The organism is Ruegeria sp. BF10 (genome assembly GCF_056538725.1).
Genome location: NZ_JBQFTR010000001.1, coordinates 127,134 through 145,773, shown reverse-complemented (window position 1 = coordinate 145,773; position 18,640 = coordinate 127,134). Strand labels below are relative to the sequence as shown.

The 18,640-nt window shown below is 58.7% G+C and carries 22 protein-coding genes; 12 read left to right on the top strand and 10 right to left on the bottom strand.

The window, feature by feature from the left end:
• Nucleotides 1-16: 16 nt before the first annotated feature.
• The 7 genes from sdhD to ACR0DJ_RS00775 form a co-directional block, all read right to left on the bottom strand.
• On the bottom strand, nucleotides 17-388 hold the full coding sequence (gene sdhD, locus ACR0DJ_RS00805) for a succinate dehydrogenase, hydrophobic membrane anchor protein (protein WP_117870336.1): 372 nt from the start codon (nucleotides 386-388) through the stop codon (nucleotides 17-19).
• Nucleotides 389-401: 13 nt separating this feature from the next.
• Nucleotides 402-788: a succinate dehydrogenase, cytochrome b556 subunit gene (gene sdhC / locus ACR0DJ_RS00800; RefSeq protein ID WP_170346368.1), complete on the bottom strand. Its 387-nt coding sequence runs from the start codon at nucleotides 786-788 to the stop codon at nucleotides 402-404.
• Between the two features lie 214 nt (nucleotides 789-1,002).
• Nucleotides 1,003-1,665, bottom strand: a complete 663-nt coding sequence (locus ACR0DJ_RS00795; protein WP_480683573.1) for a DUF1194 domain-containing protein — start codon at nucleotides 1,663-1,665, stop codon at nucleotides 1,003-1,005.
• 54 nt (nucleotides 1,666-1,719) lie between these two features.
• Entirely contained in the window at nucleotides 1,720-2,748 is a 1,029-nt protein-coding gene (locus ACR0DJ_RS00790) for a MaoC family dehydratase (RefSeq protein ID WP_425078940.1), read from the bottom strand.
• Nucleotides 2,748-2,954 carry a DUF1737 domain-containing protein gene (locus tag ACR0DJ_RS00785; RefSeq protein WP_425078941.1) on the bottom strand — a complete coding sequence of 69 codons (207 nt, stop codon included), beginning with the start codon at nucleotides 2,952-2,954 and terminating at the stop codon, nucleotides 2,748-2,750. Before ACR0DJ_RS00785 ends, ACR0DJ_RS00790 begins: the two co-directional genes overlap by 1 nt.
• Nucleotides 2,955-2,966: 12 nt before the next feature.
• Nucleotides 2,967-3,521, bottom strand: coding sequence for an NnrU family protein (locus ACR0DJ_RS00780; protein ID WP_171119697.1), 555 nt, complete (start codon nucleotides 3,519-3,521; stop codon nucleotides 2,967-2,969).
• A gap of 6 nt (nucleotides 3,522-3,527) precedes the next feature.
• Nucleotides 3,528-4,385, bottom strand: a complete 858-nt coding sequence (locus tag ACR0DJ_RS00775) for an HpcH/HpaI aldolase/citrate lyase family protein (RefSeq protein WP_480683572.1) — start codon at nucleotides 4,383-4,385, stop codon at nucleotides 3,528-3,530.
• A 171-nt stretch (nucleotides 4,386-4,556) separates the two neighbouring features.
• Here ACR0DJ_RS00775 and ACR0DJ_RS00770 point away from each other — a divergent pair, with 171 nt between their 5' ends.
• The gene (locus tag ACR0DJ_RS00770; RefSeq protein WP_480683571.1) at nucleotides 4,557-4,862 is read left to right on the top strand and encodes a hypothetical protein; all 306 of its coding nucleotides are present in this window, start codon (nucleotides 4,557-4,559) and stop codon (nucleotides 4,860-4,862) included.
• Here the strand turns inward: ACR0DJ_RS00770 and ACR0DJ_RS00765 are convergent, their stop codons facing one another.
• Nucleotides 4,863-5,618, bottom strand: a complete 756-nt coding sequence (locus ACR0DJ_RS00765) for a sulfite exporter TauE/SafE family protein (protein ID WP_257599953.1) — start codon at nucleotides 5,616-5,618, stop codon at nucleotides 4,863-4,865.
• A gap of 167 nt (nucleotides 5,619-5,785) precedes the next feature.
• On the opposite strand from ACR0DJ_RS00765, the gene mdh reads away from it, so the two are divergent.
• Entirely contained in the window at nucleotides 5,786-6,748 is a 963-nt protein-coding gene (gene mdh, locus ACR0DJ_RS00760) for a malate dehydrogenase (protein WP_117870353.1), read from the top strand.
• 1 nt (nucleotide 6,749) lies between these two features.
• Here the strand turns inward: mdh and ACR0DJ_RS00755 are convergent, their stop codons facing one another.
• Nucleotides 6,750-6,986, bottom strand: a complete 237-nt coding sequence (locus ACR0DJ_RS00755; RefSeq protein ID WP_425078943.1) for a hypothetical protein — start codon at nucleotides 6,984-6,986, stop codon at nucleotides 6,750-6,752.
• Nucleotides 6,987-7,057: 71 nt separating this feature from the next.
• Between ACR0DJ_RS00755 and sucC the strand changes: the two genes are divergently transcribed.
• From sucC to ACR0DJ_RS00705, 10 genes are all read left to right on the top strand, one after another.
• Nucleotides 7,058-8,251: an ADP-forming succinate--CoA ligase subunit beta gene (sucC, locus tag ACR0DJ_RS00750; protein WP_152456830.1), complete on the top strand. Its 1,194-nt coding sequence runs from the start codon at nucleotides 7,058-7,060 to the stop codon at nucleotides 8,249-8,251.
• Nucleotides 8,252-8,960: 709 nt separating this feature from the next.
• On the top strand, nucleotides 8,961-9,788 hold the full coding sequence (locus tag ACR0DJ_RS00745; RefSeq protein WP_170346358.1) for a glycosyltransferase family 25 protein: 828 nt from the start codon (nucleotides 8,961-8,963) through the stop codon (nucleotides 9,786-9,788).
• Between the two features lie 13 nt (nucleotides 9,789-9,801).
• A complete protein-coding gene (gene sucD / locus ACR0DJ_RS00740) occupies nucleotides 9,802-10,683 on the top strand; it encodes a succinate--CoA ligase subunit alpha (RefSeq protein ID WP_170346357.1) in 882 nt (293 codons plus the stop codon).
• Nucleotides 10,684-10,804: 121 nt separating this feature from the next.
• A complete protein-coding gene (locus ACR0DJ_RS00735) occupies nucleotides 10,805-11,116 on the top strand; it encodes a hypothetical protein (RefSeq protein ID WP_170346356.1) in 312 nt (103 codons plus the stop codon).
• A 2-nt stretch (nucleotides 11,117-11,118) separates the two neighbouring features.
• The gene (locus ACR0DJ_RS00730; protein WP_170346355.1) at nucleotides 11,119-11,661 is read left to right on the top strand and encodes a DUF805 domain-containing protein; all 543 of its coding nucleotides are present in this window, start codon (nucleotides 11,119-11,121) and stop codon (nucleotides 11,659-11,661) included.
• Nucleotides 11,658-14,615, top strand: a complete 2,958-nt coding sequence (locus ACR0DJ_RS00725) for a 2-oxoglutarate dehydrogenase E1 component (RefSeq protein WP_480683570.1) — start codon at nucleotides 11,658-11,660, stop codon at nucleotides 14,613-14,615. Before ACR0DJ_RS00730 ends, ACR0DJ_RS00725 begins: the two co-directional genes overlap by 4 nt.
• A 3-nt stretch (nucleotides 14,616-14,618) precedes the next feature.
• A complete protein-coding gene (gene odhB, locus ACR0DJ_RS00720; RefSeq protein ID WP_480683569.1) occupies nucleotides 14,619-16,139 on the top strand; it encodes a 2-oxoglutarate dehydrogenase complex dihydrolipoyllysine-residue succinyltransferase in 1,521 nt (506 codons plus the stop codon).
• A gap of 2 nt (nucleotides 16,140-16,141) precedes the next feature.
• Entirely contained in the window at nucleotides 16,142-16,411 is a 270-nt protein-coding gene (locus ACR0DJ_RS00715; RefSeq protein ID WP_152456823.1) for a hypothetical protein, read from the top strand.
• Nucleotides 16,412-16,483: 72 nt separating this feature from the next.
• A complete protein-coding gene (gene lpdA, locus ACR0DJ_RS00710) occupies nucleotides 16,484-17,872 on the top strand; it encodes a dihydrolipoyl dehydrogenase (protein ID WP_425078949.1) in 1,389 nt (462 codons plus the stop codon).
• A gap of 27 nt (nucleotides 17,873-17,899) precedes the next feature.
• Nucleotides 17,900-18,028, top strand: coding sequence for a hypothetical protein (locus ACR0DJ_RS00705; protein WP_256369186.1), 129 nt, complete (start codon nucleotides 17,900-17,902; stop codon nucleotides 18,026-18,028).
• A 21-nt stretch (nucleotides 18,029-18,049) separates the two neighbouring features.
• On the opposite strand, the gene ACR0DJ_RS00700 is transcribed toward ACR0DJ_RS00705, so the two are convergent.
• Nucleotides 18,050-18,628, bottom strand: a complete 579-nt coding sequence (locus ACR0DJ_RS00700; protein WP_480686216.1) for a TetR/AcrR family transcriptional regulator — start codon at nucleotides 18,626-18,628, stop codon at nucleotides 18,050-18,052.
• Nucleotides 18,629-18,640: the final 12 nt, after the last annotated feature.

Genomic DNA, 18,640 nt, shown 5'->3' with positions numbered 1-18,640 from the left:
CTTTCAGCTCCGGGAATTAAAGGGCAATGCGCGCGATGGCGAAGATGCCGGCCGCAGCCGCACCGTAGGACAGGCAGGTCACCAAGATGATCAGGACCTTTTCAAGCGTGCCGTGAACATAGTCCTCAAGCATCACCTGCGCACCGTCTGCGAAGTGTTTGAAGCCAACCGCCAGCGTCAATGCTGCCACGATGGCTGGGAAAGGCCGCGAGTAATACTCGAGCACCACGTCAAACGGCTGACCCAGAACCGGGCCGAAGGTGAAGACAAACAAAGGCACAAGGATCAGCAGAGCCACCGAGCTGACTTTCATCGCCCAGAAATGGGCTGTGCCGGATTTCGCCGAGCCAAGGCCAGCGGCGCGTTTGCGGTCGGTCAGATAACGCATGTCAGGCCTCCAATCACGCGACGATGACAAGGGTCAGAAGGGTCAGAACGACCGATCCGATGACAACCGCCCAGCCCAGCTTTGTCGCTGTGGGAAGGTCCAGACCAACCGCATTGTCCCAGATCAGGTGCCGCACACCGGCCAGCGTGTGATACCAAAGACCCCAAACGGACAGAGCCATCACCAGGTCGCCAAGCACCGAAGTAATCACTCCGTTCGCAACGGCGAAGGCCTCGGGCGACGTTGCTGCGGCCAGAAACCACCAGACGATCAACAGCGCCGCCAGTAGAAGCGCGTTTCCGGTGATGCGTGTCAGGATGGATGTGACCGACGTCAGCTGTGGACGATAGATCGACAGGTGCGGCGAAAGTGGGCGGTTGCCCCGATTTACATCGGCCATGGCGGCTCCTTTTCGGTTGGCTACCGAACGTTTTACTGGTTTTTGCGACACTGTCACGTGCTGCGGGTGCAAAAACCACTAAATTCAGTGCAAATTGGCGGATTATTCAGGTATGTGATCACACAAAATATTGTCGTGATCACATTTCACATCCCCCGTCATCAATGTTAGCGATTTCAAGATCAAAGGCATGTGATCACGAATCTCCTGACTGTCATTTCAGGCCCGCCGTTTGCTGCGTCACTTCGCGCAGCAGTTTTTTGCGAATTCGTTCCGGATAGTCCGCGAAGCCCGAGGCCGAAACCACAAAAGCGCCCTCGCCCACGATGACATTCTCGAAGAAATAGGCCGTCAGATCCGGTTCACTTTCTTCGATGGCCAACGCATTGACGACAATGCCGCGGTTGCGCAGAGCGGCATGAACCTGCGTTGGTTCGACCCCTTCATTGGATACGCCGTCCCCCGACAGATCGATCAGATGTCGCTTGCAATCGGAAACGGAATCAAAAGCGTCCAGCGCCGTGTGCAACGCCTCACCTATCGCCGTCGAGAAATTCCGCCAGATGCGTGGATCTGCGGCAACCTGATCGGCGAAACTATCCAACGCCGCGAAACTGTCGATACGGGTCCAGGGGATCGTGACCTGCTGGCGCGATGACCCGGTCCATTGCACCAGCATCAACTGCGCCTGACCCCGCACCAGCGCCTCGGACACGATCGGGTCGCGCAGACCGGCGGCCAGCCCGTCCATCTGGATGCGGTACTCGTTGCTGTCGACCGAGCCGGAAACGTCAACCGCCAGGGCCAATGCCAGATCGCAGGCCTGAGCCGACGGGGCCAGACAAATACTGGCTAGTATCGCGCGCAGAAGATGCATGGTGCAAGCCTAGCACGGCTTGCACGCAAATGGCTCACATTACCGTCAGTTCTCTTACTGCGGCATGAGTGCCCAATAATCGAGGTCCAGAAGCACATCGGGCAAATACCGGCCCTCGTCAGTCTTCAACACGAACGGATCGCCACCCTTTGTCGCCACCAGGCGCAGACGGATCGCACCCACGCCGGGAACACCGGTTTCCGCTTTATCCAGGACTTCGGACCAGGCCTTGATCGTGTCACCCGCGAAACAGGGGTTGGCATGCGCGCCGCCATTCAGGCCAACAATCATCTGCGCGTTCGCAAGTCCATTGAACGACAAGGTCCGCGCCATCGAGATCACGTGCCCGCCATAGATTAACCTGCCTTCCGGGCGGAACGTCAGATCGAAATGCACCTTGGCGGTGTTCTGCCAAAGCCGGGTGGCCAGCATATGCTCGGCCTCTTCCACGGTGACGCCGTCCACGTGGTCGATTTTCTCACCGATTTCATAATCGCCCCAACGATGCGCTTCGCCGGCCAACGCGAAATCGTAATTCGAGAAATCGAGACCTTCGGGCACGATCAGATCCTGAGGTGTCAATGCCTTCTTCAATTCGGGAACAACCGTTTCGGGCGCAGGCGCATTCACGTCTGCTTTGCGCACCATGACCCAACGGACATATTCGATGACCACTTCGTCCAATTGGTTCAATCCACGGGTACGGACCCAAACCACACCCGTTTTCCCGTTGGAGTTCTGCTTGAGCCCGATCACCTCGGACACGGATCGCAGAGTATCACCGGCATAGACAGGCTTCAGCCATCGGCCTTCGCCGTAGCCAAGATTGGCAACCGCGTTCAGCGAAACATCCGGTACTGTCTTGCCGAACACCAGATGAAACGCGGCCAGATCATCAAGCGGACTTTCCGGCAAACCACAATCCCGGGCAAATTCGTCCGAGGAATAAAGAGCGTGGCGTGCGGGATAAAGCGCGTGATACAAACCGCGTTCGCCCTCGGTCACTGTGCGTGGCACGGCGTGTTGCAATACCTGCCCTACGGAATAATCCTCGAAAAATCGGCCCGGATTTGTTTTTACCATTACTGTTGTCCCAGTTTCATGTCGGGGGAATAGTCGGCTTCGACCTCTTTTGTCACGGCCTGCGCACACCGCATTACGTTGCTGGCTGAGTCAAAGGCATAGGACGGGCCGCCATACAGCTCCCATCCCTTTGCCAGCGCATCCGACACCTTGTGGCAGAAGGCTGACGTGTCTTCTTCGGTCAACAAACGATAGAGTTTCGCCATGGAGTCAGGTCCTCATGAGCCGAACGGAGACGGACCGACCAGGCCGTGGATATATCCGATAATCCCCAGCAGAACGATCGAGGCCACAAAGAACATCGCATCCTTGCCGTAAGTACCGGGCTCACCCGGCGTCCAGTCGGGTTCGGACTTGTTGATTACAATGACTTCCACCACGGCCCATGCCAGAAGACCGCCGAACAGGATGATCGAGGCCAGATCTCCGTTCACCAGCAAATGCGCAAAGGCCCACAGCTTGAACCCACCCAGCATCGGATGGCGAAACTTGTTCAGCACCCGACCTTTGGTGCCCGCTGGGCTCATCATGTAGATCGCGACAAGGACCAACAGATTGTTGACGTGAATCAGGAAGGTCGGCGGCGCCCAGACATAGATGAAGTCGGTCATGCGATAGCCGAACACCATCAGCAGGATCGACGCGACCAGCGCCAGGGCAACTGCCCCCTTGCCCCCGTCGCCCATAGCGGCGCGGCGTTCAGGCGCCACACGTTTGAACAGATGCGCCGCCCACCACAGTGCCACGCCCAAGATCAGAAGAAAAAAGCCCATGCTGGCTTACCCCGCTTGCAAAGCTGAAATCGCCTCTGCTTTTGCCAGAATTTCGCGGGCCGTTGCAACGTGCAGATTTTCAACGATCTTGCCATCCACGACGGCAACACCCTGTCCTTGCGCTTCGGTCTCTTCGAATGCCGAGATTTGGCGGCGGGCCAGATCGATTTCGTCATCCGATGGCGCGAAGGCCGTGTTGGCCACATCGACCTGGGCCGGATGGATCAGTGTTTTGCCATCAAAGCCCATGTCGCGACCCTGCGCACACTCGGCGGCCAGACCCTCGGCATCCTTGAATGCGTTGTAAACGCCATCGATGATGATCAGCCCTTCGGCCTTGGCGGCCAACAGGCACAGACCCAGCGAAGTCATCATCGGCAAGCGATCGGGACGAAAACGGGTTTGCAGTTCTTTGGCCAGATCGTTTGTGCCCATCACGAACCCGGCCATCAACGGATGCGCGGCGATTTCGGCGGCGTTCAGCATTCCGCGCGGTGTTTCCATCATGGCCCAGATCGGCATTTCTCCGGTGATCGCCGCCAGTGCATCCACGTCAGCCGCCGCATTCACCTTGGGTAACAGGACAGCATCGGCATCCATGTCGCGCACCGCCTCGGCGTCGGCACGCCCCCATTCGGTATCCAGCCCATTGATCCGGACGATCTTGACCCGTGCCCCATACCCCCCGGCGGCCAAGGCCCCTTTCAGCGTTTCGCGTGCGTTTTCTTTTTCGTCCGCTGCAACTGCATCTTCCAGATCGAAGATGATCGCATCCACAGGCAAAGAACGGGCCTTGTCCAGGGCCCGGTCCTTCGAACCGGGAATGTAGAGAACCGAACGATAGGGGCGCTGACGAGGATCCATGGACCACTCCCATTGAAATAAAGTTGCGCGGAATGGGGCATTTTTTGCAGGAAAGTTCAAGCATAAAATCGCCGCACTGCAGCAAACCCGACGCAACGTGCGTTCCCTTAACCGGATTTCGTCCCTTGCCACCCACCCTGATCGGCAGTTGGAATCAAAAAAGGGTACGGGATGCAAAAGACGGTGTTCAAGATGACGATGGGGCTTGGGATCATGGTCCTGGCCGCGCAACATGTGCACGCTCAGGGTCAAAACTGTGCGCCCAGAGAAGCTGTGCTGGAGCGCTTGCACGAGGCCTATGGTGAAACGCGCAGGGGTTTGGGACTGGCCCGGAAAGGCGCTGTGATGGAGCTTTTTGCCTCGGGCGAAACCGGCAGTTGGACGATCACGGTGACTTTGCCCAACGGGATCACCTGCCTTGTGGCTTCCGGTCAGGCTTTTGAAGAGGTGGCCGAGGCGCTACCCCCCAATGCCTGATCAGGTAAGCGCGTCCCAGATCAGTTTGCTGCCGGTGAGTGTCAGCAGCACATAGGCGAGCCCGAAGAACAGGCGTTCGGACAACATGAAATGCGCCCGAACGCCCAGCCATGCCCCCAGGATCGCAAAGGGTGTCAGCAACAAGTCCGCCCACAACGTCTGCCATGTGAACATGCCCAGATAAGCGTAGGGTACGAATTTCGCGATATTGATCACCCAGAAAACCAATACCGTGCTGGCCTGAAACTCGGTTTTGGTCAGCCGTTGCGACAAAAGATAGACAGCCGCCGGGGGGCCGCCGGCGTGGCTGACGAAGCTTGTGAAACCCGCGACCAGCCCGGCAAACAAACCAGAAGACGGCGGCAGTCGCCTGGCAAACCCCCGCACCCAACCTTGCGATTGCGCCATGTGCCAAATCACGAACCCGACAGAGATTCCACCGATCAGCAGGCGCAGCAGATCATCATCCGTTGCACGATAAAGCCATGCTCCCATCGCCACGCCGGGCACCGCGCCCAGAATCAGCAGACGTGAATCCGGCCAGCTCCACCGTCTCCAATAAGGACCCAATGTGGCCACGTCGATCACCATCAGAATCGGCAGCATCAAGGCCAAAGCCTGCCCGGGTGTCAGGATCAAGGCCAGAATCGACGAAGACGCAAAAGCCACGCCGGAACCGAAACCGCCCTTTGAAATGCCGGCAAAGATCACGGCAGGGATCGCCACGGCAAAAAACATCAGGTTCAGCTCGAACATGTGACAGTCCCGGTTTTGGCTTGTGTCAAAGGCCGTTTAGCGCAATCAAAGCAGGGCCTGCAAACAGTATGCGGTTGTATGCCACGTCGCAGAACTCTTGCCTATTGACGTTTTAACGACTAGCACAACCGCGATTTCAATACCGACCGGATATGGAGAAATTCCAAATGGCCAGACCCAAGATTGCGCTGATCGGCGCGGGGAACATCGGCGGCACGCTTGCACATCTCGCAGCTGTCAAAGAACTGGGTGACGTTGTCCTGTTTGACATCGCAGACGGACTGCCGCAGGGCAAGGCGCTCGACATCGCGGAATCCGGCCCTTCGGAAGGGTTCGACGCCTCGATGAAAGGCACCAGCGACTATGCCGATATCGCCGGTGCGGATGTATGCATCGTGACCGCAGGTGTGGCCCGCAAGCCGGGCATGAGCCGCGATGATCTGCTGGGCATCAACCTGAAAGTCATGAAGTCGGTCGGTGAAGGCATCGCTGCCCACGCACCCGATGCGTTCGTGATCTGCATCACCAACCCGCTGGACGCCATGGTCTGGGCCCTGCGCGAATTCTCGGGCCTTCCGCACAACAAGGTCTGTGGCATGGCAGGGGTGCTGGACTCGGCCCGCTTTGCACATTTCCTGTCGGAAGAGTTCAACGTTTCGATGCGCGACGTCACCGCGTTCGTGCTGGGCGGCCACGGCGACACCATGGTGCCGTCGGTACGCTACTCGACCGTTGCCGGTATTCCGCTGCCTGATCTGGTCGAGATGGGCTGGACCACGCAAGAGAAACTGGACGCCATCGTGCAGCGCACTCGTGACGGCGGCGCGGAAATCGTTGGCCTGTTGAAGACCGGTTCTGCCTATTACGCGCCTGCCACGTCGGCGATCGAAATGGCCGAGGCCTATCTGAAAGACCAGAAACGCGTTCTGCCATGCGCGGCCTACTGCAACGGCGAGCTGGGCGTAGATGGGCTCTATGTCGGCGTTCCGACCGTCATCGGTGCTGGTGGTGTCGAGCGCATCGTTGACATCAAGCTGAACGAAGACGAGCAGGCAGGGTTCGACAACTCTGTGAACGCCGTGAAGGGCCTGATCGACGCCTGTAAGGGCATCGACAGCTCGCTGGCATAAGTCAGCCATACAATCCGAGTTTGAGACCGGCCCGTTTCAGGGCCGGTTTTCGTTTGGCCCGCGCATGCCCCGGTCGCAAATGTTGGCGCAAACGCCGCAAATCCCTTTTTTCGAATATGATTTTCTTATGCTGCGCCGTTTTTTCGAATCGTTTTGCCACATCGGAAAGTTTGTGATCACACCCTAAAATACTGTGATCACAAATAGCGAAAATCTTCGCTAAAAACCCATCGAGCATCAAAAAACCCTTTAAACTTGCCCGCTAGACACCCCTATAACGATTAAACGCAGTCAGACGGGACAGTTTCGATGAACATTCACGAATATCAGGCCAAAGCCCTCCTTCGCAGCTATGGCGCACCGGTGTCCGATGGTCGCGCCGTGTTGCGCGCCGAAGAAGCCAAAACCGCAGCAGGTGAGCTGGACGGCCCGCTTTGGGTTGTCAAAGCACAGATCCACGCAGGTGGTCGCGGCAAGGGTTCGTTCAAAGAGGCCGACGCCGGTGAAAAAGGCGGTGTTCGTCTGACCAAATCGGTTGAAGAAGCCGCTGAAGAAGCCAAAAAGATGCTGGGCCGTACACTGGTCACGCATCAGACCGGTCCGGCAGGCAAGCAGGTCAACCGCATCTATATCGAAGCAGGCTCGGGCATCGAGCGTGAACTGTACCTGGCCCTGCTGGTGGACCGCCAGACCAGCCGCATTTCCTTCGTCTGTTCGACCGAGGGCGGCATGGACATCGAAGAAGTGGCCGCAGCGACGCCCGAGAAAATCCTGTCCTTCTCGGTCGATCCGGCCACCGGTTACATGCCGTATCACGGTCGCCGCATCGCCTTCTCGCTGGGTCTGGAAGGCCCGCAAGTCAAGCAATGCGTCAAACTGATGGGTCAGCTCTATCAAGCCTTCGTCGAGAAGGACATGGAGATGCTGGAGATCAACCCGCTGATCGTCTCGGACAGCGGCGATCTCAAGGTGCTGGACGCCAAGGTCGGCTTTGACGGCAACGCGGTCTACCGCCACCCGGACATCGCCGAACTGCGCGACACGACCGAGGAAGACCCCAAGGAACTGGAAGCCTCCAAGTACGACCTGAACTACATCGCACTGGATGGTGAGATCGGCTGCATGGTCAACGGTGCCGGTCTGGCGATGGCGACGATGGACATCATCAAGCTGTACGGGGCTGAGCCTGCCAACTTCCTCGACGTGGGTGGCGGCGCGACCAAAGAGAAAGTGACCGAAGCGTTCAAGATCATCACCTCGGACCCGCAGGTCAAAGGCATTCTGGTCAACATCTTCGGCGGCATCATGCGCTGTGACGTCATCGCCGAGGGCGTTGTGGCCGCTGTGAAAGAAGTTGGCCTGAAAGTACCGCTGGTCGTCCGTTTGGAAGGCACGAATGTCGAGAAGGGCAAAGAGATCATCAACACCTCTGGCCTGGACGTGATCGCGGCGGACAACCTGAAGGACGGCGCCGAAAAGATCGTGAAGGCGGTTAAGGGGTGAACACAGCCCGTCGTATAAGCCTATTGCCGGGATTATTGGCCGCGAGCGCTTTGCTTTCTGCATGTGTTGAAAGCCCTTCAAGGCTTTCTTCTGGAGGAAGCGTTGCGCAACAAGCAGCCAAAGCATTCTCAAGCACATGCCTTGAGAGTTTGCCCGGCTTCGATCGCTTTCAGACTAACGCTCGCGCCGCATCACTGAAACCATCAGAGAACCTAGGCAATATTCATACTGTATACGTAGTGCCGAACAGCAAGGTTTTTGTCGGGCTTCAGAATCTACCAGGTGCATCTGACGTTGAAGTCTGCGGTGTTAGAGCAGTTAGTTCCGAGCCCTCGTCAGTCGTTGGAGATGCTATTCTGAATGCAGCTCGCTCATCGGTAGGTTCTGGAACGGAAAAAGAGTTTCCATCCGAAAGGTTCGAATACGCTATCCAGCTTCCAAACGGCAGCCTTCTTACACACGACGCAAAAGACATGGGAAGCACGACAAGCAACGTGTTTCTGATTTCTCAACCAGTTCCACAGGGAAGAGTCCCGTCGCTGATTTTCGACGGATAGGCGCTGCCCACAGAAATCCAATAAAGGAGAACGCCAAATGGCAGTCCTCATTGACGGAAATACCAAAGTGATCTGTCAGGGCTTTATCGGCTCGCAAAACAGATTGCACCGGATGCGGACTGCCTGATCTGACTGGAAACTGAACTGAACCCATGACCATCCCCATTTTCCTCATAGGTCTTGAACGCGCCACAGGGCGGGCACGTTTGATGAAGCAGGAGCTGCAAAAGGCAGGCCTGTCCGCGACGCGCGTCAATGCTGTTGATTGCGACGCCGCCACCCGTGAGGATTTCCTGCGCGAATGCCGGGCGGAAGGACCTTGGGGCTATTTCCACACCAAGGACATGGCCTGCACCCTCAGCCATGCCAAAGCGTGGGAGGCGCTGATCGCCTCGGGGGCGGAACAGGCCTTGATCCTTGAGGATGATGTGTTTCTGACACCGGAATTGGCAGACTGGTTGAATGATGCATCATGGTGGCCAGAGGATGCCGACATCGTGCGGTTCGAACGCTGGCGCAGCACGAAGCTTTACGTGGCCCTTGGGCGCAAGCGGCTGCCCCATCTGGGGCGGGAATTGCGCCTGATGCGCTCGCGCCATCCCGGTGGTGCAGCTTATGCGCTGACACGCGAAGCGGCCCGGCACTTTCTAGCGCAGAAACCCTTTGACATCACGCTGGATGGTTTGTTGTTCAACCCGTCCGCCTCGCCGGCGGCGCGTCAGATCAACATCTATCAGGTGATCCCGGCCATGGTCGAACAGGGCAACGAAGCGCCCGGCGAATACAATATGGGTGCACCGCGCGCGCGGCCAACAGGCTGGCCCCTGATCCGGCAAAAAGTCAGGCGCGGCATCGCTGAAATCAGCAGCGGCCTGCGCACGACGGCCAATCTGGCGCTGGGACGCGCCACGCTCGAGAAAATTACCTATGCGCCGCAGGTTCTGCCGGCGACCGAACCCAATCAATCCAACACCGCCTAGAGAAAGGGACAAAATGGCAGTCCTCATCGACGAAAACACCAAAGTGATCTGTCAGGGCTTTACCGGCTCGCAGGGTACATTCCACAGCGAACAGGCCATTGCCTATGGCACCAAGATGGTCGGCGGCGTCACCCCCGGCAAAGGCGGGATGGAGCATCTGGGCCTGCCCGTGTTCAACTCGGTCCACGAGGCCAAGCACGTGACCGAAGCCAACGCCAGCGTGATCTACGTGCCGCCGCCTTTTGCGGCTGACTCGATCCTCGAAGCGATTGATGCCGAGATGGAAGTGATCGTCTGCATCACCGAAGGCATCCCGGTTCTGGACATGATGAAGGTGAAGCGCGCGCTGGAAGGCAGCAAGTCGCGTCTGATCGGCCCGAACTGCCCCGGTGTCATCACGCCCGACGCCTGCAAGATCGGGATCATGCCCGGCCACATCCACAAGCGCGGTTCGGTCGGCGTCGTGTCGCGTTCGGGCACCCTGACCTATGAGGCCGTCAAGCAGACCACCGACGTGGGTCTGGGCCAGTCCACCTGCGTGGGCATCGGCGGCGACCCGATCAAAGGCACCGAGCATATCGACGTTCTGGAATGGTTCCTGGCGGATGACGAGACCGAGTCGATCATCATGATCGGTGAGATCGGCGGCTCGGCCGAAGAAGAAGCCGCGCAATTCCTGGCGGATGAAGCCAAGAAGGGCCGCAAGAAGCCGACCGCCGGTTTCATCGCTGGCCGCACAGCCCCTCCGGGCCGCCGTATGGGCCACGCGGGCGCGATTGTCGCTGGTGGCAAGGGCGGTGCCGAAGACAAGATCGAAGCCATGCGCGCGGCCGGTATCGTCGTGGCCGAAAGCCCGGCGCAGCTGGGTGAGGCCGTGCTGGAAGCGATTGGGTAATGGAAATCCGGCCCTCCAAAGGCGCTGAGGACAACGCCCGACCCTGGGTGGGTGCTGCAAGCGCCCTCCCGGGGGGAGGGTCGGGCGCTGCCCGGCGTTGCCGCCAGGCGGGACATCCGAAATGAGATTTCTCAAGATCATAGGTTTTTTCTGCTGCCTTCTGGGTGGGATTTTGGCCCTTTTCTTATGGGCAGCGTCATATCCAGAGCGCTTGGCTCAGGAAAAAGCACCAGATGGGATCAGAGTGGTCTTGGTCGATTTTCCAAGCGATCCGAACATCGTGTCCTATGACCCCAGTCTAATTTCCTCGGGCGCATTGTTTACATTTGGCAGGCAGCTTTGTGGAGACACGCCGGTTGTATCAGATTTGGAACCGACATTTGTTGACAGGCTGCGCGACTATCACCGCGCCAGCATAGTTTGCGGGTTATGAAGATGACCTTCTCCGACGCCATCCGCACCTGTTTCGCCAAGTTCTTCACCTTCTCAGGCCGTGCCTCGCGGACCGAATACTGGTTCTTCTTTCTCTTCATCGTGATCTGGAACATCATCGCCGGGATCATTGACTGGCAGTTCTTCACTCAGGTCACTGTGACTGAGACGGATACGTCCAAATCCATCACCGCCACTTCTTCGCAACCGGTGCAGAGCATCGTCGGCCTGATCGTTTTCTTCCCGCATCTGGCTGTCGCGTGGCGACGGATGCATGATACCGGGCGCAGCGGGCTTTATGCTTTGCTGCCGATCCTGCTGATCCTTGGGGCCTTTGCGGTTCTGATCTTCGGCATCGGCCTCGCCTCTCATTTCCAGCATGGTGGCACTCTGGACATTTTGTTCACCCGCGCAACATTGCTGATCGTCATCCCGACACTTATCGTTCTGGTGGTGTCGCCCCTCCTGGTGCTGTGGTGGCTGACCCGCCCCAGCCAGCCAGGCACCAATCAATACGGTCCCAACCCACATGAGGTAGCCCAATGACCGAACACTCGCCCAATACTGCCTTTCACGCCTCGAGCTTCATGCAGGGGCACAACGCCGAATACCTGGAACAGCTTTATGCGCAGTACACCAAGAACCCCGGTGCGGTAGACGCTGCCTGGGTCGAGTTCTTCAAGTCCATGGGCGACGCCGCGCCTGATGTGCAGCGTGAGGCCGAAGGGCCTTCGTGGGCGCGCACGGACTGGCCTCCGATGCCGGCCGATGATCTGACCGGTGCGCTGACCGGTGAGTGGGCCGAGATTGACGCCAAGGCCGCAGGCAAGAAGATCAAGGAAAAGGCCGCCGACAAAGGTGTCGAAGTCAGCGATGACCAGATCAAGCGTGCGGTGTTGGACAGCCTGCGCGCCCTGATGCTGATCCGGGCCTACCGCATCCGGGGCCATCTGGCCGCCAACCTTGACCCCCTTGGCATGCGCGCGGCCAGCAATCATCCGGAACTGGATCCCAAAACCTACGGCTTCACCGATGCCGACATGGACCGCCCGATCTTTATCGACAACGTTCTGGGGCTTCAGGTCGCCTCGATGCGACAGATCGTCGAGATCGTGAAGAGGACCTATTGCGGTACTTTTGCGCTGCAATACATGCATATCTCGAACCCGGAAGAATCTGCATGGCTGAAAGAGCGCATTGAGGGCTATGGCAAGGAAATCCAGTTCACCAAGGAAGGCCGCAAAGCCATCCTGAACAAGATGGTCGAGGCCGAAGGCTTTGAGAAATTCCTGCACGTCAAGTACATGGGCACCAAGCGCTTTGGTCTCGATGGCGGTGAGGCGCTTATTCCGGCGATGGAGCAGATCATCAAGCGCGGCGGCGCGCTGGGCCTGAGCGACATCGTCATCGGCATGCCGCACCGGGGCCGTTTGAACATTCTGGCCAACGTGATGGGCAAACCGTACCGCGCCATTTTCAACGAATTTCAGGGCGGCAGTTTCAAACCTGAAGACGTGGATGGTTCGGGCGACGTGAAATACCATCTGGGTGCTTCCAGCGACCGCGAGTTCGATGGCAACAGCGTGCACCTGTCGCTGACTGCGAACCCGTCGCATCTTGAGGCGGTGAACCCTGTGGTTCTGGGCAAGGTCCGCGCCAAGCAGGATCAGTTGGGCGACACGGACCGCACCAAGGTCATGGCCATTCTGCTGCACGGGGATGCGGCCTTTGCCGGACAGGGCGTCGTGGCCGAAGGATTTGGCCTGAGCGGTCTGCGCGGGCATCGCACCGGCGGGACAATGCATATCGTGGTGAACAACCAGATCGGCTTTACCACCGCGCCGCATTTCTCACGCTCCAGCCCGTATCCAACGGATATCGCGCTGATGGTCGAGGCGCCGATCTTCCACGTGAACGGGGATGACCCCGAGGCGGTTGTTCATGCAGCCAAGGTGGCGACCGAGTTCCGCCAGAAATTCCACAAGGACGTGGTTCTGGATATCTTCTGCTATCGCCGGTTTGGTCACAACGAGGGCGACGAGCCCATGTTCACCAACCCGATCATGTACAAGAAGATCAAGACGCATAAGACCACGCTGTCTCTGTACACGGAACGCCTGGTCAAGGATGGCCTGATCCCCGAAGGTGAGATCGAGGATATGAAAGCGGCCTTCCAGGCCCATCTGAACGACGAATTCGAGGCCGGTAAGGACTATAAACCCAACAAGGCCGATTGGCTGGATGGGCGCTGGTCGCATCTTGACAAGAACAAAGACGAATACATGCGCGGCGAGACGGCGATCACGCCCGAAACCATGGCCGAAATCGGCGATGCCCTTACCCGCGCACCAAGCGGATTTGCCATGCACAAGACGGTTGGTCGTCTGCTTGAGCACAAGAAACAGATGTTTGAAACCGGTAAAGGCTTTGACTGGGCCACTGGTGAGGCGCTGGCTTTCGGATCCCTGCTGACCGAAGGGTACCCGGTACGCCTGGCAGGTCAGGACGCCACGCGCGGCACCTTCAGCCAGCGCCATTCGGGGTTCATTCATCAGGAAACCGAAGAACGGTACTACCCGCTGAACAACATTCGCGCAGGTCAGTCGCATTACGAAGTGATTGACTCGATGTTGTCCGAATATGCTGTGCTCGGGTTCGAATACGGATACTCGCTGGCCGAACCAAATGCGCTTGTTCTTTGGGAAGCCCAGTTCGGGGACTTCGCCAACGGCGCGCAGATCATGTTCGACCAATTCATCAGTTCGGGTGAATCGAAATGGCTGCGGATGTCCGGCCTGGTCTGTCTGCTGCCGCACGGGTTCGAGGGGCAAGGCCCCGAGCATTCGTCGGCAAGGCTGGAGCGGTTCCTGCAAATGTGCGGTCAGGACAACTGGATCGTGGCGAACTGCACCACGCCTGCGAACTATTTCCACATCCTGCGCCGCCAACTGCATCGAACGTTCCGCAAACCGCTGATCCTGGTGACGCCCAAATCACTGCTGCGCCACAAGCTGGCGGTCAGCACCGCCGAGGATTTCACCACCGGCTCCAGCTTCCACCGGGTACTGTGGGATGATGCACAGAAGGGCAATTCCGACACCAAGCTGGTGGCGGATGACAAGATCAAGCGCGTGGTGATGTGTTCCGGCAAAGTCTATTTCGACCTGCTGGAGGAACGCGATGCACGCGGCATCGACGACATTTACCTGATGCGGATCGAACAGTTCTATCCTTTCCCGGCGCATTCTCTGATCAACGAGCTTGAACGGTTCAAGAATGCCGAAATGGTCTGGTGTCAGGAAGAGCCCAAAAACCAAGGCGCGTGGACCTTTATCGAGCCCAATATCGAATGGGTTCTTTCCCGGATCGGCGCGAAACATACCCGTCCGGCTTATGTCGGTCGCGCAACCTCGGCCTCGCCCGCAACGGGCCTGGCCAGCCAACACAAAGCCCAACAAGAAGCGCTGGTTAACGAAGCGCTGAGCCTCGAAGGAAAATAAGCGATGACGATTGAAGTTCGTGTTCCCACGCTTGGCGAGTCGGTCACCGAAGCCACTGTTGCAACATGGTTCAAAAAGCCCGGTGATGCGGTCGCCGTGGATGAGATGCTGTGTGAGCTGGAGACTGACAAGGTCACGGTCGAAGTGCCCTCTCCCTCGGCCGGCGTGATGGGTGAGATTGTGGCCGCCGAAGGCGAAACGGTTGGCGTCGATGCTCTGCTGGCGACGATTGCTGCCGGCGAAGGTGCAGCCGCGCCTGCCCCGGCAACAGCGGCAGCAGCCCCCGAGGCCGCACCTGCCGCATCGGGCGGGTCGGTTGACGTGATGGTGCCCACGCTAGGCGAATCCGTGACTGAGGCGACGGTTTCGACCTGGTTCAAGCAAGTCGGCGACAGCGTCGCGCAGGACGAGATGTTGTGTGAGCTGGAAACCGACAAAGTCTCGGTCGAAGTACCGGCCCCGGCTGCGGGTGTTCTGGCGGAAATCGTCGCACCGGAAGGTGCAACCGTGGATGCAACCGCAAAGCTGGCAGTCATCTCTGGCGCGGCCGCTGGCGCAGCTCCTGCGCCCGCTCCTGCGGCGGCGGCGGCGGCTCCTGCTGCGACAAGCACCGGCAAGGATGTTGCAAATGCGCCGTCTGCCGAAAAGGCGATGGCCGAAGCCGGGTTGTCGGCCGATCAGGTCACCGGCACCGGTCGCGATGGTCGCATCATGAAAGAAGATGTTGCCAAGGCGGTTGCGGCTGCTTCGGCTCCGGCACCTGCGGCGGCTGCGCCCGCACCTGCTGCACAGGCTCCGCGCGCACCGGTTGCTGCCGAAGATGCGGCCCGCGAAGAACGCGTACGGATGACCCGTCTGCGTCAGACCATCGCCAAGCGCCTGAAAGATGCGCAGAACACCGCCGCGATCCTGACCACCTATAACGAGGTGGACATGACCGAGGTCATGGCCCTGCGCAATCAGTACAAGGACCAGTTCGAGAAGAAGCACGGCGTGCGTCTGGGCTTCATGTCCTTCTTCACCAAGGCCTGCTGCCATGCCCTGAAAGAAGTGCCCGAGGTCAATGCCGAGATCGATGGCACCGACATCGTCTACAAGAACTTCGTTCACATGGGCGTTGCGGCCGGCACGCCGCAGGGTCTGGTCGTACCGGTCATTCGCGACGCGGACAGCATGTCCTTTGCAGCCATCGAAAAAGCCATCGCCGAAAAGGGCAAGCGCGCCCGTGACGGCAAGCTGTCCATGGCCGAGATGCAGGGTGGCACCTTCACAATCTCGAACGGTGGTGTTTACGGGTCGCTGATGTCCTCGCCGATCCTGAACCCCCCGCAGTCGGGCATTCTGGGCATGCACAAGATCCAGGAACGGCCGATGGTCATCAATGGCGAGATCAAGATCCGCCCGATGATGTATCTGGCGCTGTCCTATGACCACCGGATCGTTGACGGCAAAGGCGCGGTGACCTTCCTGGTACGTGTGAAAGAGGCGCTGGAAGATCCGCGCCGCCTGCTGATGGATCTGTAACCATGGCGACACATGTACTCTGGCAGGCCGATGTTGCCGATTTCGACGCCTGGCTGAAAGTGTTCCGCGAGGACAAGCCGATGCGCAAGGCCGCGGGCATCCGCGACCTGCATGTCTGGCGCGATCCCGATCAGAAGGACCATGCGATCGCGATGTTCGAGGTGATCAACCTGGACAAGGCCAAGGCATTTTTCGGTTCCGAAGAACTGGCGATGCACCATGAACGAGGCGGCATTGCCCATATCTCGATCAAACTGCTGGAACCCGTTTGACAATAGATATTCCCGACCCGCCAGATCGGGTCGGGAAAGCGCCGGATCGTCCGGTCGGATTAGGAGAATGTAATGGCAAACTATGACGTCATCGTAATCGGCGCCGGACCCGGCGGCTATGTCTGCGCGATCCGCTGCGCTCAACTGGGTTTGAAAACCGCTGTGGTCGAAGGGCGCGAAACGCTGGGCGGCACTTGTCTGAACGTGGGCTGCATCCCCTCGAAAGCGTTGCTGCATGCCAGCCATCAGCTTCATGAAGCCGAACACAACTTTGCCAAGATGGGCCTGAAGGGCAAATCGCCTTCGGTCGATTGGAAACAGATGCAGGCTTACAAAGATGAGGTGATCGAGGGCAACACCAAGGGCATCGAGTTTCTGTTCAAGAAGAACAAGATCGACTGGCTGAAAGGCTGGGGCTCGATCCCTGCGGCCGGCAAGGTTCAGGTTGGCGATGAAATCCATGAAACCAAGAACATCATCATTGCGTCAGGCTCCGAACCGTCCTCGCTGCCCGGTGTCGAAGTGGATGAGAAGGTGGTTGTGACCTCAACCGGTGCGCTGTCTCTGGGCAAGATCCCCAAGAAAATGGTGGTGATCGGCGCGGGTGTGATCGGGCTGGAACTGGGGTCGGTGTACAGCCGCCTGGGCGCCGAAGTAACGGTGATCGAATTCCTCAAGGAAATCACGCCGGGCATGGACCCCGAAGTTCAGAAGACATTCCAGCGTATCCTCAAGAAACAGGGGCTGAATTTCATCATGGGTGCGGCGGTGCAGAAAACCGAAGCAACCAAGACCAAGGCCAAGGTGACCTACAAACTGCTCAAGGACGACAGCGAGCATGTGATCGACGCCGATACCGTGCTGGTGGCCACCGGGCGCAAACCTTATTCCGATGGTCTTGGGCTGGACGCTCTGGGCGTCGAGATGACCCCGCGCGGCCAGATCAAGGTGGGTGCGGACTGGCAGACCAACGTACCGGGCATCTACGCCATCGGTGACGTGATCGAAGGCCCGATGCTGGCGCACAAGGCCGAAGATGAGGGCATGGCCGCCGCGGAACAGGTTGCCGGCAAGCATGGCCATGTAAACTATGGTGTTATACCGGGTGTGATCTATACGTGGCCCGAGGTCGCCAATGTGGGTGAAACCGAGGCGACGCTCAAAGAACAAGGCCGTGCCTACAAGGTCGGCAAGTTCATGTTCATGGGCAACGGCCGCGCCAAAGCCAACTTTGCTTCTGACGGTTTCGTCAAGATTCTGGCAGACAAGGAAACCGACCGTATCCTGGGCTGCCACATCATCGGCCCCGGCGCAGGTGACCTGATCCACGAGGTCTGCGTGGCGATGGAATTCGGCGCATCCGCCGAGGATCTGGCCCTGACCTGCCACGCGCACCCGACCTATTCCGAGGCCGTGCGTGAGGCCGCACTGGCTTGCGGCGACGGCCCGATCCACAGCTAGGCAGGTCGGGCTCCGCCCGTTTGACGCGTGAAAGGTCCACCGGACCTTTCATCGGCTGCGCCGAACCACGTCAAACCCTGCCACGCGCACCCGACCTATTCCGAGGCCGTGCGTGAGGCCGCACTGGCTTGCGGCGACGGCCCGATCCACAGCTGACAACCTTGACCCCGGCGGCGATCAGCCTGTCGGGGTCAACCAGGCATTCAGATAGGTCTCCAACCTGTCGGTAAATGTCGTCGCTGAATGCAACGCACAGAACCTTAATGACATGGCCTGTATGGCAAAGGCCTGCACACCTTCGGCCAACAATTCGGGTGGCACGTCCTTGCGCACCTCTGCATCTTCGAGCCACAGCATCACGACGCGGAAGTATCGCTCAAAACAATAGGCCACCGGTCCTATTTCGGCGACAGCCGTCGCACCGGAATACCTGATCAACAGATCGAATACATATCGCTCGGACGTCATGAAACTGTGAACCGGGTCCAGCGACGCGACGATTTCTGCAACAGTCTTGGGTGGTGCTCCGGCCTCGGCCTGATCCAGACACGCATTCAGCTTGTCCGCGATCAGAATTTCCATCAGCGCATCCTTGTCGTGGAAATGCGCGAAAAAAGTGCCCTTCGCGACCCCTGCGGCCTTCACGACCTCTTCCACCCGTAACGCTTCATATCCGCCATTGCGGATGACCTCTTCAGCGGCCGCAAGAAGCTTGGCGCGGGTCTTGATCGTGCGTTTCTGAATCGTCTTTTGCATATGGCTCAATCG

What these genes read in the sequence shown, in the direction of transcription:
- sdhD (WP_117870336.1), bottom strand. Translation starts at nt 388, where the DNA reads ATGCGTTATCTGACCGACCGCAAACGCGCCGCTGGCCTTGGCTCGGCG.
- sdhC (WP_170346368.1), bottom strand. Translation starts at nt 788, where the DNA reads ATGGCCGATGTAAATCGGGGCAACCGCCCACTTTCGCCGCACCTGTCG.
- ACR0DJ_RS00795 (WP_480683573.1), bottom strand. Translation starts at nt 1,665, where the DNA reads ATGCATCTTCTGCGCGCGATACTAGCCAGTATTTGTCTGGCCCCGTCG.
- ACR0DJ_RS00790 (WP_425078940.1), bottom strand. Translation starts at nt 2,748, where the DNA reads ATGGTAAAAACAAATCCGGGCCGATTTTTCGAGGATTATTCCGTAGGG.
- ACR0DJ_RS00785 (WP_425078941.1), bottom strand. Translation starts at nt 2,954, where the DNA reads ATGGCGAAACTCTATCGTTTGTTGACCGAAGAAGACACGTCAGCCTTC.
- ACR0DJ_RS00780 (WP_171119697.1), bottom strand. Translation starts at nt 3,521, where the DNA reads ATGGGCTTTTTTCTTCTGATCTTGGGCGTGGCACTGTGGTGGGCGGCG.
- ACR0DJ_RS00775 (WP_480683572.1), bottom strand. Translation starts at nt 4,385, where the DNA reads ATGGATCCTCGTCAGCGCCCCTATCGTTCGGTTCTCTACATTCCCGGT.
- ACR0DJ_RS00770 (WP_480683571.1), top strand. Translation starts at nt 4,557, where the DNA reads ATGCAAAAGACGGTGTTCAAGATGACGATGGGGCTTGGGATCATGGTC.
- ACR0DJ_RS00765 (WP_257599953.1), bottom strand. Translation starts at nt 5,618, where the DNA reads ATGTTCGAGCTGAACCTGATGTTTTTTGCCGTGGCGATCCCTGCCGTG.
- mdh (WP_117870353.1), top strand. Translation starts at nt 5,786, where the DNA reads ATGGCCAGACCCAAGATTGCGCTGATCGGCGCGGGGAACATCGGCGGC.
- ACR0DJ_RS00755 (WP_425078943.1), bottom strand. Translation starts at nt 6,986, where the DNA reads ATGCTCGATGGGTTTTTAGCGAAGATTTTCGCTATTTGTGATCACAGT.
- sucC (WP_152456830.1), top strand. Translation starts at nt 7,058, where the DNA reads ATGAACATTCACGAATATCAGGCCAAAGCCCTCCTTCGCAGCTATGGC.
- ACR0DJ_RS00745 (WP_170346358.1), top strand. Translation starts at nt 8,961, where the DNA reads ATGACCATCCCCATTTTCCTCATAGGTCTTGAACGCGCCACAGGGCGG.
- sucD (WP_170346357.1), top strand. Translation starts at nt 9,802, where the DNA reads ATGGCAGTCCTCATCGACGAAAACACCAAAGTGATCTGTCAGGGCTTT.
- ACR0DJ_RS00735 (WP_170346356.1), top strand. Translation starts at nt 10,805, where the DNA reads ATGAGATTTCTCAAGATCATAGGTTTTTTCTGCTGCCTTCTGGGTGGG.
- ACR0DJ_RS00730 (WP_170346355.1), top strand. Translation starts at nt 11,119, where the DNA reads ATGACCTTCTCCGACGCCATCCGCACCTGTTTCGCCAAGTTCTTCACC.
- ACR0DJ_RS00725 (WP_480683570.1), top strand. Translation starts at nt 11,658, where the DNA reads ATGACCGAACACTCGCCCAATACTGCCTTTCACGCCTCGAGCTTCATG.
- odhB (WP_480683569.1), top strand. Translation starts at nt 14,619, where the DNA reads ATGACGATTGAAGTTCGTGTTCCCACGCTTGGCGAGTCGGTCACCGAA.
- ACR0DJ_RS00715 (WP_152456823.1), top strand. Translation starts at nt 16,142, where the DNA reads ATGGCGACACATGTACTCTGGCAGGCCGATGTTGCCGATTTCGACGCC.
- lpdA (WP_425078949.1), top strand. Translation starts at nt 16,484, where the DNA reads ATGGCAAACTATGACGTCATCGTAATCGGCGCCGGACCCGGCGGCTAT.
- ACR0DJ_RS00700 (WP_480686216.1), bottom strand. Translation starts at nt 18,628, where the DNA reads ATGCAAAAGACGATTCAGAAACGCACGATCAAGACCCGCGCCAAGCTT.